General features: G+C 54.1%; 11 protein-coding genes. 7 read left to right on the top strand and 4 right to left on the bottom strand.

The window, feature by feature from the left end; translation table 11 throughout:
• Positions 1-97 precede the first annotated feature (97 nt).
• Positions 98-1,450 carry a molecular chaperone gene (gene yegD, locus RW65_RS20180; protein ID WP_039058622.1) on the bottom strand — a complete coding sequence of 451 codons (1,353 nt, stop codon included), beginning with the start codon at positions 1,448-1,450 and terminating at the stop codon, positions 98-100.
• A gap of 880 nt (positions 1,451-2,330) precedes the next feature.
• Here yegD and RW65_RS22795 point away from each other — a divergent pair.
• Together RW65_RS22795 and alkA are read left to right on the top strand one after the other, a co-directional pair.
• A complete protein-coding gene (locus RW65_RS22795; protein ID WP_156124039.1) occupies positions 2,331-2,486 on the top strand; it encodes a hypothetical protein in 156 nt (51 codons plus the stop codon).
• 156 nt (positions 2,487-2,642) lie between these two features.
• The gene (gene alkA, locus RW65_RS20175) at positions 2,643-3,500 is read left to right on the top strand and encodes a DNA-3-methyladenine glycosylase 2 (protein WP_039058621.1); all 858 of its coding nucleotides are present in this window, start codon (positions 2,643-2,645) and stop codon (positions 3,498-3,500) included.
• On the opposite strand, the gene RW65_RS20170 is transcribed toward alkA, so the two are convergent.
• Positions 3,497-6,826 carry a diguanylate cyclase gene (locus tag RW65_RS20170; protein WP_039058620.1) on the bottom strand — a complete coding sequence of 1,110 codons (3,330 nt, stop codon included), beginning with the start codon at positions 6,824-6,826 and terminating at the stop codon, positions 3,497-3,499. The two genes, alkA and RW65_RS20170, sit on opposite strands and share 4 nt — an antisense overlap.
• Positions 6,827-7,182: 356 nt before the next feature.
• Between RW65_RS20170 and udk the strand changes: the two genes are divergently transcribed.
• From udk to asmA, 3 genes are all read left to right on the top strand, one after another.
• Entirely contained in the window at positions 7,183-7,824 is a 642-nt protein-coding gene (gene udk, locus RW65_RS20165; protein WP_039058619.1) for a uridine kinase, read from the top strand.
• Positions 7,825-7,910: 86 nt separating this feature from the next.
• Positions 7,911-8,492, top strand: a complete 582-nt coding sequence (gene dcd / locus RW65_RS20160) for a dCTP deaminase (protein ID WP_039058618.1) — start codon at positions 7,911-7,913, stop codon at positions 8,490-8,492.
• Positions 8,493-8,517: 25 nt separating this feature from the next.
• Complete coding sequence (gene asmA / locus RW65_RS20155) at positions 8,518-10,368, top strand: outer membrane assembly protein AsmA (protein ID WP_039058617.1); 1,851 nt, start codon at positions 8,518-8,520, stop codon at positions 10,366-10,368.
• Positions 10,369-10,410: 42 nt separating this feature from the next.
• Here asmA and RW65_RS20150 read toward each other — a convergent pair whose 3' ends face one another.
• Positions 10,411-10,995 carry an NUDIX domain-containing protein gene (locus tag RW65_RS20150; protein ID WP_039058616.1) on the bottom strand — a complete coding sequence of 195 codons (585 nt, stop codon included), beginning with the start codon at positions 10,993-10,995 and terminating at the stop codon, positions 10,411-10,413.
• Positions 10,996-11,080: 85 nt separating this feature from the next.
• Between RW65_RS20150 and RW65_RS20145 the strand changes: the two genes are divergently transcribed.
• Complete coding sequence (locus RW65_RS20145) at positions 11,081-11,836, top strand: DeoR/GlpR family DNA-binding transcription regulator (RefSeq protein ID WP_039058615.1); 756 nt, start codon at positions 11,081-11,083, stop codon at positions 11,834-11,836.
• A 41-nt stretch (positions 11,837-11,877) separates the two neighbouring features.
• Here RW65_RS20145 and RW65_RS20140 read toward each other — a convergent pair whose 3' ends face one another.
• Complete coding sequence (locus RW65_RS20140; protein ID WP_039058614.1) at positions 11,878-13,461, bottom strand: TerC family protein; 1,584 nt, start codon at positions 13,459-13,461, stop codon at positions 11,878-11,880.
• A 695-nt stretch (positions 13,462-14,156) separates the two neighbouring features.
• Here RW65_RS20140 and RW65_RS20135 point away from each other — a divergent pair.
• On the top strand, positions 14,157-15,302 hold the full coding sequence (locus tag RW65_RS20135; RefSeq protein ID WP_039058613.1) for a polysaccharide export protein: 1,146 nt from the start codon (positions 14,157-14,159) through the stop codon (positions 15,300-15,302).
• Positions 15,303-15,304: the final 2 nt, after the last annotated feature.

Here is a 15,304-nt window from a genome sequence, read left to right as displayed (position 1 = left end):
GAAACACTGTCTGGAAACGTATGGCGGGCAGGCTAATTTGTGTTAGGCGCGTGCTACAGCAGAAAATAAGGCCGGGAGCCGTGCCCCCGGCGGATGGTTAACGGAACAGGGTTTGCGCCCAGCGCGCTAAACCAGCGGTGACAGAGCCGAAGTCATCGCCACCGGCAATCGGGATCCCCGGCAGGGTTTCCGCCAGCGCTTTTTTTATCAGCGGCGAGCGTGCGCTACCGCCGGTGAGATAGATAACCTCCGGCGTTGTTGCGCTGCTTGCCAGCGCCAGCTGCACCTGTTCAACGATACGCTGCAACGGCTGAGCGAGGGCGGATTCAAGACCCTGCTGGTCAATCGCCGTGGCAAGCGTGTCGCTGATAAACGGTAGCGGAGCCGTCACCTGCGCGTCCCCGGAGAGGGCGATTTTGCTCTCTTCAGCACTGCGCACCAGCCGGTAGCTCAGGCGCTGCCGCCATACTTTGACCAGCAGCGCCACTTTCTCAGCATCGCGGGCATCGCGCAGTAAGTCATTGAGTAAACGGCCATTGGCGGCGCTGTAAAACTCGGTCTGGGCGGGCACATCGTTAATGGCCACCGCGTTCCACCATGGCAGGATCGGCAGCGCGATGCCTTTTTCTGTCTGGCCACCCATGCCGAGCAGCGGCATCAGGCTTTTAAAGGCCAGCGCGATATCCAAATCGTTACCGCCAATGCGACAGCCGCTATGGCCTAACAGGCTGGCGCTGCGTTCGGCTTTATCCCGCCACTGTGGCCCCATCAGCAACAGGGAGCAGTCGGTGGTCCCGCCGCCGATATCCACCACCAGCACGCGTTTTTCGGCGCTTAAGGTGGCTTCAAAATCGAGACCTGCGGCGACGGGTTCGAACTGGAACACCACCTCACGAAACCCGGCGCGTTTCGCCGCACGTTCAAGGATCCCTTGCGCCTGGGCGTTGGCTTCATCGCCGCCTAATCCCTGGAAGTTGATCGGCCGACCAATCACCGCCTGATCGATACGTTCCGGCAGCTGCATTTCCGCCTGCTGGCGAATATGCAGCATCATGGCGCACACCAGGTCTTCAAACAGCGCGATTTGCTGGGGTTTTAGCCCGCTGGCACCGAGAAAGGATTTGGGTGATTTAACGAAGTAGACCTCTTCCGGGTCGTGTACATACTGACGTAGTGACGCCAGGCCAAACTGCACGCTGGTGGGGGTAACCTCAATATCTTCCTCGCGATTAAAGCTCATCGCCCGACGCAGCAGCGCCTGCGTTTCACTCTCCGTTGCCGCAACCTGATGATGGCGATAGAGCCATTCGCTCACGGCTTCGCGCGTCGGCGCGCAGAGCATCGACGGTAATAAGGTACTGTTGTTTTCCATTTTTAGCAGCTGCGCCGCGCCGTCGCGCATTACCGCAACCGAGCAGTTTGCCGTACCGTAGTCAAAACCAACAAACACGTTGTTATCCCCATGCCGGTGAAGAAGGGGGGCGACTTTAGCCGAATGCGTGGCGGGCGACAACCGGAAAATGAACGCGTACGCTTTCTGGCTTGAGGGGTTTTTATTATTTTTGTGTTTTTTATAATTTATTAATTCTTTAAATATTAATAAATATATTTTTTAAATGATTTTTTTGTGAGCTGATAAAAAAAGAAAATATATCTCAGTGTATTGCCCTAAAAAAATCGCAGATAATTGTTTGTTACCGATCGGAAGTTTATCCTTAAGTATCTTTAGCCTTAAAGAAGGATATTAATTTATGGACAGTAATAGGATGCTGGCAGAATTCGCTCATGAATAAGGGAGGCAATGCGGCGATCTGCTTCTTCAAGGGTACAGTTCATGATCTTTGTGTTATCTCGGCGAAGTCGTCCCCTGGAACAAATTATCAAAAGATGGTGCATGGATAGTGGATCCCTGGACCAATATTTGTTGTTTCTCTTCCTTCTATTTAACGCGGTTCAGGCAAAAAATGGATGAGTGGGCAGCGAAAGAGAAATCTGTCCGTTTCAATCGTCAGTGGGTGATTGCCAACGATCCTCGGTGGTTACGTTTTATGACCTTTGGCAAAAAGCGCATTTTTACTATGACGCCTTCACATTTTTATGAGCCTTAACCTTCAGCGTGCTGCTCGATATAATAATCAGTGGCGTTTAATAAGCGAAATACTGTCTGGCAGAATGACCGAATTTCGTTTGTTATAGAATAATGTTCCGTCATATCCCTTTTAAATTCCTAAAGACTACATGAATTATCCAGCGAAGGAGCCTGGATAGTCGATCCATGGGCCAATATAGGCTGCTTTGCGGGTGCCTATTCAACGTTGTTCAGGCAAAAAATGAACGAATGGGCTGATAAGGGCAAGTACGTGTGGTTCGAAGAACAGTGGATGAAAGCGAATAATCCGCAGTGGTTAACCAGCGTATTGCAGGGAAGTTTTTTAATTACTGATATTAATAAAGACGATTTCTTCAGCCCGTTCTCCGCGTTTTGAGGCTTATTTTACTCTCCTCCCGCCCGGTGCGCCAAACGTCTATCCGTAAGGGAAATAGCCTCAAATAGCTGACCAGTCAATAAAGCAGGCGATGCTTAAGCAAGGCGTAAATCCGTGGGTTTGTTATGCTGTTAGCGATACTTTTCAGGAGTCGCTATGTACACACTGCAGTGGCAACCACCGTATGACTGGTCATGGATGTTGGGTTTTCTCGGCGCGCGCGCCGTTACGGGCGTTGAAGTTGTTGATGAGCGGCGCTATGTGCGCTCGTACGCCTGCAACGGTTATCGCGGGTTAATCACCGCCGAGCCGGATGAAACCACAGCAATGCTGAAAGTCACTCTCAGCGAGGGGCTGGAGCCGGTGGCGGATCATTGTCTGCTGCGCTTGCGCTGTTTATTCGACCTCGATTGCGATGCGGCAACGGTAAACCAGGCGCTGGGAACATTGGGCGCGGCGCGCCCGGGTTTGCGCTTACCCGGCAGCCTTGATCCCTTTGAGCAAGGGGTACGGGCGATTTTGGGCCAGTTGGTCAGCGTGGCGATGGCGGCGAAACTGACGGCGAAAGTGGCGCAGCGCTACGGTGAACCCTTGCTGGATGCACCCGGCTTTATCACCTTTCCCACCCCGCAGCAGCTGGCAGCGGCGAAGCCGGAAGAACTTAAAGCGCTGGGCATGCCCATCAAGCGCGGCGAGGCATTAATCTATCTCGCACAAACCGTTTGCGACGGCACCTTTCCGCTGGCTAAACCGGATGATGTCGAGCAGGGCATGAAGCAGCTGCAAAGCTGGCCGGGAATTGGCCGCTGGACGGCGAACTATTTCGCCCTGCGTGGCTGGCAGGCTAAAGATGTGTTTCTACCGGATGATTACCTGATTAAGCAGCGTTTTGCCGGGATGACGCCCGCGCAGATTCGCCGCTACGCTCAGCGCTGGCAACCCTGGCGCTCTTACGCATTGCTGCATATCTGGTATACCCAGGGCTGGTTGCCAGAGCACAACGCGGAAGGTTAATTAATGGCGAAATAGCTGGTGTTAAGCATCAGATCCAGCGGCTGCGCCTGGGAAATAATATCGCCATAAATCATGTCGATACCGATTCCCGACAGGGTATCCATCATTACTGGTTGGTGGGTTGGCCCGGCGATGCTTTTGACACCCAGACGCTGAGCGTGTCCCTGGATAATGGTGACCATCATCTCATCCATCAGGTTACCGTGAACGTTGCTGACCAGCTCCGGCTCAAGCAGCAGGTAATCGACCGCTTGCGGCTTCAGGTGCTCGAAGATTTCCAGATCGTGGCCGATATGGCTGAAAATAATGTGGCATCCGGCCTGACGCAGGCGTTGTAGGTTTTCGTTAATGGCGTTACCTTCGCGCATCAGCGCATAGGCATGGATAATCAGATGCAGTAACCGCCCCGGCATCGGGCCGCTCTCAAGCAAGTGCAGCAGTTCGGTGACCAGCGACTGGCTCGCCAGCCCAACAATGGAAAGGGGTAGGGCGACCCCAAGACCTTTGCCGGCTACCGCCGTCGCGTGGCTGCGGAAAAATTCATGAAATACCCGTCGGTCAAGGGCACGAATCAGCTCAGCATCCGTCAACGCTGAGCGGAACGCGTGCTCTTCCATCACTTCCCCTTCGCTGGTCCACAAACGCAGGGAGATCAGCCAGAAATTGCACGCTTCCGGTACGCGCGGTGAGGCCACGCCGCGGGCGATCATCATCAGATGGTTGTCTTTGATCATATGCCACTGCTCTTCCAGCGACAGTATGCTGCGCTCATGCTGCATCAACCCTTGCTGCGCTTCGTAGACCGTAACCACACCGCGTCCTTTATTTTTCGAGGCATAACAGGCGATATCCGCCTGCGACATCACTTCCGAGGCCTGATAGTTGGTCTCATCAACCATCGTGATCCCGGCGCTGGCGCCGATGCGGTGCGGGCGACCTTCCCACATAAAGTGATAATCATTGATGGCTTCCACTATCCGCCCGGCGATATAGCGCGCACTCTCGACGTTGCAATCCGGCAGCAACAGGCCGAACTCATCGCCGCCGAGGCGGGCCAGAATGTCCGTCGAGCGCAGCATACTGAGCATCAGCGAGGAGATTTCACGCAGTAACGCGTCACCGGCGGCATGCCCGGCGGTGTCGTTCACTGCTTTAAAGCGGTCGAGATCGATAAACACCAGCGCGTGACGGTGGTGTGACTCCTGCACCGCCACCAGCAAATGCTTAAGATGATTTTCAAAACTGACGCGGTTCGCCAGGTGGGTGAGGGCATCATGAGAAGCGCTGTAACTGAGCTGGCGCAGCATTTTGCGCGATTCCGTGACATCCTGGATGACCAGTACCGAACCGATATTTTGTCCGTCCAGCGTGCTCAGCGGCGTAATGCTGTAGTGAATATCGTAGCTGCCGCCGGTACGGCAGTGCAGCACCACATCCTGCTCAATGGCCGTGCGTGACATATCGCCGCTATGAATGTTGCCCAGCACCGGGCCATTGTCGCCAAAGGTAATGCGCAGCACCGTCAATAACGGCTGACCGATGGCGAGTTCCTGCGGCCAGCCGCTCATTTTCTCCGCCACCGGGTTCATAAAGGTAACGTTCATATTGATATCGGTACAGAGCACCGCTTCGCCAATGGAATCAAGGGTAATGTGCAGCCGCTCTTTTTCCTGAAACAGCGCGTCGTTAAGCTGTTTAACTTCCGTCATGTCCATATTGACACCGAGCAGCCGCTCGACTTCGCCATTTTTATTCAGCACGCGGTTAGCGAGGGTACGAATATGGCGAATCCCCTCTTTAACCGGTACGCGAAATTCCAGCTTAAACGCGACGCGGGCCGCCAGCGCATCGCGGATCACGCGCTCCGTTTCCGGGCGATCCTCCGGCAAAATACGCTCGTACCACAAATGCCAGGTCGGTTTGGTGTGCGGAGGTACTTCGTACATCTCAAACATCCGCTTATCCCAGCTGATAATGTCCGGCTCCAGCTCCCACTCCCAAATACCAATGCCGCCCGCTTCGTTTGCCAGGGTGATGCGCTCCATCAGACGCTTATTCACCCATTCGGTCTGTTTCAGGTCGTTGATATCTTCAATCTGGGCAATAAAGTACAGCGGCGTACCGTCGGCGTGACGCACTACGGACATCGCCAATAGCGCCCAGACTACCTCGCCGTTCCGGGTGTAATAGCGTTTTTCCAGCGACCAGGTGGGAACTTCGCCGCGCACTAACTGCTCCAGCAGTTCTAGTTCGCTGGGTAAATCTTCCGGCCAGGTTAACTGCTGGAAGGTCATCAAGCGCAGCTCTTCCTGGCTGTAGCCAAGAAACTGGCACAGCGCTTTGTTAACCTGTAACCAATCGCCCTGGATACCCACTAACGCCATGCCGATGGCGGAATATTCCATGGCGTTACGAAAACGCTCTTCGCTTTCGCTGATGTGCTTACGCTCGGCGCGAAAGGCATACATCACCATGGTGGTTACGTTCACCGGCAGCAGGATCATTAAAAACGGTAGCCACGGCGCATTAAGCATCGCTCCGCTTCGTGGCGTGAAGACAAGATCCGGCTGGCGAGCGATAATCGTCGACACCATCATCACGGTGGCAAGAAAAACCAGAAAGGCTTCGAGGCGCGGCAGGCGAACGGCGCTCCACATCAGCAGCACAATCACTGCGGTAAAAGGCCAGGGTAAATAGTGCAGCGCCAGCCAGCTGAGGGCGAGAGTAATGGCCAGGGTCGCCAGGGTTTCCAGCAGCAGCTGCGGTTTGCGGTGGCGCAGCAGGTAATGAGGTTTAAATAACAGACCAAGGGGCACCAGCGCCAGCGCGCCGATGGCATCCGACAGGACCCAATAGATCAACGTACGCGCCGTATTCTCCGACGGCACCAGCAGAGTGATAAGCAGCCCACCGACCAGCGGCGGCACCAGCGCGCTGCCGATGGCCAGCCGTATCCAGTCGCCTAAATTTTGTAGCGGATTGTACCAGGGCAGCAGCTTACGCAGTAGCATCGCGCCCAGCGCCGCTTCCAGCACGTTGACAAAGGTGTAGCGCAGTTCGACAAAATCAAAGGAGAAGATAAGCACCGTAGCGGCCACGTTACCCAGCGCGCAGGCAACGGCGATGCCGGGCCACATTTTGCCCGCATGGCGATAAAACGCCACGGTCATAATGGCGGTGGGAAACCACAGCGGGGCAATAACGGAGTCGAATCGAATCAGTTCCAGCGAGAACAGGGTAAAAACAAATGTGAGCAGACCTAAACTGAGCAACCGCAGTCCAGGATGGGGTGTGGTAACCAAAACGCGCTGGTATTGTTTCTTCATTACCGCTTTATCCGCAAGCCCTGTGCCGTCCGGAACAGAGTCCGACGAATGAAATTTTTATTGCGGATTATGCTAGTACAAACAATTTACAATTCATATGCCGTGTACGCATAATTTAACATCATAGTGTTATTAATTATTGAGTTGATGAATAACAGACGCACCGCGCACCTTTTTTGCGCGCTTTAATCGAGACAGCTCACATTTGCCACGGAAAAGTCGGACACTTTTTGTCCCGCCTCTAATGTCCATCTATTCGACTGGTATCACGACCACGAAATCCCTATAATTGCCCGCGTTTGGCGCTTTAGCGCCGTCCTTCCTTTACAATCCAGGTTAATCAGGTCGCTAAATTTATGACTGATCAGTCACATCAGTGCGTCATTATCGGTATTGCCGGCGCATCGGCTTCAGGGAAAAGTCTTATTGCCAGTACGCTTTATCGCGAATTACGCGAACAAGTCGGTGATGAACATATCGGCGTTATTCCGGAAGACAGTTACTACAAAGATCAAAGCCATCTGTCGATGGAAGAGCGTGTCAAAACCAACTATGACCATCCGAGCGCGATGGATCACAGTCTGTTATTCCAGCATTTGCAGATGTTGAAGCGCGGCGAAGCCATTGATCTGCCGGTCTACAGCTATGTCGAGCATACCCGTACGCAGGAAACGATTCGTATCGCTGCAAAAAAGGTCATTATTCTGGAAGGGATCCTGCTGCTAACGGATTCACGTTTGCGCGGTGAGATGAATTTCTCTATTTTTGTCGATACCCCGCTCGATATTTGCCTGATGCGCCGTATCAAACGCGACGTTAACGAGCGCGGTCGCTCGATGGATTCAGTGATGGCGCAGTATCAAAAAACCGTGCGTCCGATGTTCCTGCAGTTTATTGATCCCTCCAAGCAGTACGCCGATATTATCGTGCCGCGCGGCGGTAAAAACCGCATCGCCATTGATATCCTGAAAGCCAAAATCAGCCAATTCTTTGAGTAATAATGGTAGGCTGTCATCGTCAGTGTTAATTTGCCTGGCCCCTGAGGCGCGTTCAGGGGCGTGTCGCATCAAAAGGAGAATGTGCAATGCGTCTGTGTGACCGAGATATTGAAGCCTGGTTGAATGATGGCCGACTCGCGATTAATCCGCGTCCGCCGGTGGAGCGTATTAATGGCGCCACGGTAGATGTCCGCCTGGGCAACAAATTCCGCACATTCAGTGGACACACGGCGGCGTTTATCGATCTTAGCGGCCCGAAACAGGAAGTCAGCGCCGCCCTTGACCGGGTGATGAGCGATGAAATTGTGCTGGCGGAAGGCGACGCCTTTTTCCTCCACCCTGGCGAACTTGCGCTGGCGGTGACTCTTGAATCCGTTACCCTGCCGGCAGATTTGGTGGGCTGGCTGGATGGTCGCTCGTCGCTGGCGCGTCTGGGCTTAATGGTGCACGTTACCGCGCATCGTATCGATCCCGGCTGGTCAGGCTGCATCGTGCTCGAGTTCTATAATTCAGGCAAACTGCCGTTGGCGCTGCGTCCGGGCATGCTGATTGGTGCCTTAAGCTTTGAGCCGCTCTCCGGCCCCGCCGAGCGCCCCTACAATCGGCGCGAAGATGCTAAATATCGCGATCAACAAGGCGCAGTCGCCAGCCGCATTGATAAAGACTGAGTGAACCAGACCCGCTGAGGACGCAATGAGAAGAGTGTTAACCACGCTGATGATCCTGTTGGTCGTGCTGGTCGCCGGCCTTTCGGCGCTGGTGCTGCTGGTCAACCCCAACGATTTTCGCGCTTATATGGTGCGTCAGGTAGAAGCCCGTAGCGGTTATCAGCTGGCGCTTGATGGCCCGCTGCGCTGGCACGTCTGGCCGCAGCTCAGTATTCTCTCCGGACGCATGACCTTAACCGCTCCCGGCGCGCAGACGCCGGTGGTCAAAGCCGATAATATGCGCCTCGACGTTGCGCTCTGGCCGCTTATTTCACATCAGCTGCAGGTGAAACAGGTGATGCTGAAAGGTGCGGTTATCCAGCTTACCCCGCAGAGCGAAGCCGCACCGATGAAAGATGCGCCCGTCGCCCCCCATGAAAACACGCTGCCGCAGGTGGAAGAGGATCGCGGTTGGTCGTGGGATATCGCAAATCTGCAGGTGGCTGACAGCGTGCTGGTGTTTCAGCATGAAGGAGCGGAGCAGCTGACGGTCCGCGATATCAATCTGCTTATGGAGCAGGATACGTCACATCAGGGCAACCTCGATTTTTCTGGTCGGATTAACCGTAACCAGCGTGATTTAACGCTCTCTCTGAGCGCCAAAGTGGACGCCAGCGACTATCCGCATAATCTCAGCGCCGTGATTGAGAAGATGAAATGGCAGCTGCAGGGCGGCGATCTGCCATCACAAGGCATTGAAGGCGAAGGCCAACTGCAGGCGCAGTGGCAGCGTTCGCAGCAGCGCCTGACCCTGAGCAATCTGAGCCTGCGCGCCAACGATACCTCTCTTACCGGCAGCGGCAGCGTTACGCTCGCCAGCCTGCCGGTATGGGCGATGGATTTACAGTTTGATTCCCTCAATCTCGATAACCTGTTACCGCCGCGCGAGCGCACCGACGATAGTGCGACGCCAGCGCAGCAGGGACAGTCGCAGAACCGCCTGCCGCGTCCGATTATCTCCAGCAGCCCGGATACGCCCCAATACAACGGCTTGCGCACCTTTACCGCGCAGGTTGGCATTGCGGCGAAAAGCGTGCGCTGGCGCGGGATGGAGTTTGCGGATGTGACGGGGCAATTCAACAATAATGCCGGTTTACTGACCATACCGACGCTGCAGGGTAAACTGGGAGACGGACAAATATCGCTGCCCGGCACGCTGGATGTGCGGAATGATGATGGCCAGGCCGACTTCCAGCCTAAACTTGATAATGTCGAGATCGGCACCATCCTGAAAGCCTTTAACTATCCGATCGCTTTGACTGGCAGTCTGACGATGGCGGGTGATTTCTCCGGGCCAAATATCGATGCCGACGATTTCCGCCATCACTGGCAGGGCAGCGCCCATGTGGAGTTGAAAAACAGCCGTATGGAAGGTCTCAACTTCCAGCTGCTGGTTCAGCAGGCCGTGGCGCGCACCAGTAATGTGCAAACCCAGGATAATTACGATACCGCCACCCGCCTTGATAGCTTTACGACGGATTTAACCCTCGATCGCGGCGAGATGACCTTCCGGGATATGCAAGGGCATTCGCCGCTGCTGACGCTTACCGGCGAAGGTGAAATGGATCTGGTTAAAGAGCAGGCGGACACCCGTTTTGCCGTGCGGGTGATGGAAGGCTGGAAAGGGCAGGGCGAGCTGATTGACTTCCTGAAAAGCACGCCGGTTCCCCTGCGGATATATGGCCAGTGGCAGGCGCTCAACTACAGTCTGCAGGTCGATCAACTGCTGCGTAAACATATGCAGGATGAAGCGAAACGCCGACTCAACGACTGGGCCGATCGCAACAAAGATCGCCAGAGCGGCAAAGACGCGAAGAAACTGCTTGAGAAGATGTAGAGTTTTTTACCGGGTGGCTAATGCGTCACCCGGTAACAGACCTTACATTAATTTTTCCAGCGCCAGATGCTGTAACAGCATAATGGTTTTGCCATCGGCAATCTCGCCGCTGCGGATAGCCGCAAGCGCTGTGGCAAAATCCATCTCCACCACTTCGATATCCTCACCTTCTTCCACCAGCCCGCCGCCGTCACTAATGCGGCGGCCGTCATCATATTCGGCGATAAAAAAGTGCAGCTTTTCACTGACCGAACCGGGGCTCATCCACGCCGTAAACACTTTCTCAACCTGCTCAAGGCGATAACCGGTCTCCTCTTCAGCTTCCTGTTTGATACGCTCTTCCGGGGCCAGCTCATCCAGCAGGCCGGCCGCCGCTTCCAGTAAAAAACCGCTGTGCTGGTTAACAAACAGCGGTAAACGAAACTGCCGGGTCAGGATCACGCTGCCTTTACGCCGGTTATACAGCAGGATCGTCGCACCGTTGCCGCGATCGTAAACTTCACGGCTCTGGCGCTGCCATTCACCGTCGCGGCGACGGAGATCGAAGGTGTATTTGGTGAGTTTTCCCCAGTCTGCCGATAACGGCGTAGACCCAATGATGCGGATGTGTGCATTTTCAGATGGCATATTCGCTCCTCGTTGCGTAAGATTGCCATCTTAACGTGCAGTTTCGTGCGCAAACAAGATAATTCGTGCAAACAGGATCGCCGCTATGTTGACCCCGCAACGCAAACAGATAATCCTCGCCCGCCTTGCCGAAAAGGGACAGGTACTGTCGAAGCAGCTCAGTGAGCAATTCGGTATTTCGGAAGATACGGTACGCCGCGATTTACGCGAGCTGGCGGCAGAAGGGCGCTTACAGCGGGTGCACGGCGGGGCGCTCCCGGCCTCCGCTGCGGTTGTGACCTTTTCCGAGCGCCAGACCGTGCAATCCGCGGCTAAACAGCGCATCGCGCAAAAAGGGGCGCAACTGATAGCGCCGGGGCAGGTAGTAATGATCGACGGTGGCACCACCACCAGCGAGTTGATCCGTTGCTTAGGTGAGGATTTGCAGATTACCGTGGTGACCCACAGCCCGAGCATCGCCGTTGGGCTGGCGCAGCATCCCTTGATCAAGGTGGTGATGATTGGCGGTCAGTTATATAAGCACTCTATCGTTAACGTCGGCGCGGCGGCGCTGGAGGAGATTGCGCGCGTGCGTGCCGATCTGTTTTTTATGGGGGTAACCGGTGTGCATGCCGAAGCCGGGTTAAGCACCGGTGATTTTGAAGAGTCGCGGATTAAGTATGCGATGGCGCAGCGAGCGGCGGAAACCGTAGTGATGGCTTCGCCGGAAAAACTCAATAGCGCTTCGCCGTGGGTGATTGGCGATATTGGGCTGATTAATACGCTGGTGGTTGACGGGCAAACCGATGCGCACATTCTCGAACCCTTTACCCGGCGCGGTATTGCGGTGATAAAAGCGTAGGTGCTCAGGCGAGTTCAGGCCGGGGCAAGCCCCGGCCCGTTTTACACTTCGTAATTAAGACGCTCGTCACCGCTTAGGGGAATAAGCTGCACTTTTTGCACCCGGTGGCTTTGCACATCGAGGGTTTTCAGCAGGTAATCTCCCACCTGAATCTCTTCGCCCGGCTGCGGAATGCGCTGCAGATACTCCATTAATAACCCGGCGATGGTGTGATATTCCCGCTTCTCATCAAGGGGCAGCGGAACGTATTGCACCAGATCTTCCAGCGGCATATGGCCATTCGCCGTCCAGCTACCGTCGCTATTTTTCTGAATATCATGGCGCGCGTCGATCTCTTCCACCTCGTTGGGTAAATTACCGGCGATGGTTTCCATCACGTCGCTCAGCGTCACCAGCCCTTCAACGGAGCCAAACTCATCTACTACAAAAGCAAAGTGGGTGCGGGCATTGCGGAACTGCTCCAGCGCCTGCAGCAGCGGTAATCCTTCCGGGAACACCAGCGGCTGACGCACCAGTACGCGCAAATCCAGCGGTTCGCCGTGCAAAGATTGCTGCAGCAAATCGAGGATATGCACAACGCCCAGCAGGTTATCGTCCTGTTCGCCGCCGGTGATGACGATGCGCGTATGCTGGTTTTTATCTAATAGCGCGCGGACTTCCGCTTCCGGCGCGCTCAGGTCGATATGCTCAATATCGTGGCGCGAAGTCATAATGCTGCTCACGCTGCGCTGATTGAGATTAAGCACCCGCTCAATCATCCGCCGTTCTTGCGGGTTAAATATCTGGTCGTCGTCGCTATCGCGCAGCATCGACGAAGCCTGCGCATCCAGATCGGCTTCCTCTTTACGCCCGCTCAGCAGGCGCATCACCGTTTCGGTAGTACGCTGGCGCAGGGTGCGGTTGGCGGATAAAAAACGGCGGCGGTTGAAGATTGCCAGCTGGTTCAGGGCTTCGATCATCACCGAGAAGCCAATCGCCGCATACAGATAGCCTTTCGGGATATGGAAACCAAACCCGTCGGCCACCAGGCTAAAGCCAATCATCAATAAGAAGCTGAGACACAGAATAACGATTGTCGGATGGCTATTGACGAAACGGGTCAGGGATTTGCTTGCCAGCAGCATCAGGGAAACGGCGATCACCACCGCCGCCATCATTACTGCCAGATGGTCAACCATGCCGACGGCGGTAATCACCGAGTCCAGCGAAAAGACGGCGTCGAGCACCACAATCTGCATCACCACCGCCCAGAACTTTGCGCCGTGCCGCTGCGTCGGATTATCGCTGTCTTTTCCTTCGAGGCGCTCGTTCAGTTCTACGGTGGCTTTAAATAACAAGAACAGACCGCCCACCAGCATGATCAAATCCCGGGCGCTGAAAGTGAATCCGCGCACGGAAAAGAGCGGTTGGGTGAGGGTCACCAGCCACGAAATAGACGCCAGCAGCAATAAACGCATCAGCATGGCAAGAATAAGACCGGTGACGCGCGCGCGGTCTCGCTGCGCCGGCGGCAATTTCTCGGCGAGAATGGCAATAAACACCAGGTTATCAATACCCAGCACCAGCTCAATCACCACCAGCGTGATAAGACCGGCCCAGATTGACGGATCGGCAATCCATTCCATCGTAAAAATAACACCTTCTGTGATATGACAAATGTCAACAGGCGATGATGGATAAAGCGGCGCAAAAATGCAATGAATACCTGCGATTACTCTTATTTCCAGGAATAAGAAAAAACTATTTAAGCGCTATTTCCCCTATTGTTTCGCAGATTAATTATTGTCGTTTATAAACAATAATCAGGAATAATCTTACGCGTAATTCTATGTCAGGTTTTTGTCAATATGCGGTAAATCCTAAAAATTTAAATCTTTGCCCTTAATATTATTCTTAAAAAGATGTTTACCCCTTAATGTTGCCTTGCCTGCTATTGGCTAAGCTGCAACAATTCCTCAAGCATCATTCTAATAAACCTGAGATGTTATTTTTAACATTGTTAATCAGTGCAAAAAGTGATTCCTGCCGTATTTTATCCTGGGGGCTAATGTATGCCTCGGGAAAGAGGGTGTAATGGATGACTATCAATAACTTAGCGTCAATCAGTGTATTGGTAACTGAAAGCCAGGGGCGGTAGCGTGCCTGCGGGTATGTCAATCAGCCTGGATTATTCTGTAATCGTATGCGGTTGAATAAACGTTTTTTAGGACTGATGCCAGTTATATTTTTTACAAATTAACTGCATTCTGAATCTGCGTACAGCTTGAGCGCTTATTTAAATCGCACAGGATAATTACTCTGCCAAAGTGATAATTAATCAATGATGAAATCTAAAACGAAATTGATGCCATTATTGGTGTCCATAAGCTTGATGAGTGGCTGCACCGTCTTCCCAGGCAGCAATATGAGTACGATGGGAAAGGATGTGATTAAACAGCAGGATGCTGACTTTGATTTAGACCGCATGGTGAATGTCTATCCATTAACCCCACGTCTGATTGAACAATTACGCCCGCGCGCGAATGTCGCTCAACCGAATATGTCACTGGATCAGGAGATCTCTGCCTACCAGTACCGCGTAGGGCCAGGGGATGTGTTGAACGTCACGGTGTGGGATCACCCGGAACTGACCACCCCTGCCGGGCAGTATCGCAGCTCAAGCGATGCCGGTAACTGGGTTCAGCCCGATGGCACCATGTTTTATCCCTATGTCGGCAAAATCCATGTTGCCGGTAAAACCCTTTCTGAGATCCGTAGTGATATTACCAGCCGTTTAGCGACCTATATTGCCGACCCGCAGGTGGACGTTAATATCGCCGCGTTCCGCTCGCAGAAAGCCTATATCTCCGGTCAGGTAGCAAAATCAGGCCAGCAGGCCATCACCAACGTTCCGTTGACCGTACTGGATGCCGTCAATGCCGCCGGCGGTCTGACGGACAGCGCCGACTGGCGCAACGTGGTGCTGACGCACCAGGGACAGGAGCAGCGCATCTCCCTACAGGCGCTGATGCAAAACGGCGATCTCAGCCAGAACCGTCTGCTCTATCCCGGCGACATCCTGTTCGTGCCGCGTAATGACGACCTGAAAGTGTTCGTGATGGGCGAAGTGAAAAAACAGAGCACCCTCAAAATGGACTTCAGCGGTATGACGCTCACCGAAGCGCTGGGCCAGGCAGAAGGTATCGATCTGACCACCTCGAATGCCAGCGGTATCTTTGTGATTCGTCCGCTGAAAGAGGGCGAGGGCGGTCGCGGCAACAAGATTGCCAATATTTACCAGCTTGATATGTCCGATGCGACATCGCTGGTAATGGCCACCAACTTCCGTCTCCAGCCGTATGACGTGGTGTATGTCACCACCGCACCGGTGGCGCGCTGGAACCGTCTTATCAACCAGTTGCTGCCGACAATCAGTGGCGTTCGCTACATGACCAACACGGCCAACGACATAAAAAGTCTGCAATAACT

Origin of the sequence: Enterobacter sp. Bisph1 (genome assembly GCF_000814905.1) — a bacterium.
Taxonomy (GTDB): Bacteria; Pseudomonadota; Gammaproteobacteria; order Enterobacterales; family Enterobacteriaceae; genus Kosakonia.
The sequence above is the reverse complement of the archived record's forward strand: the minus strand, read 5'-3'. Positions and strand labels throughout refer to the sequence as shown.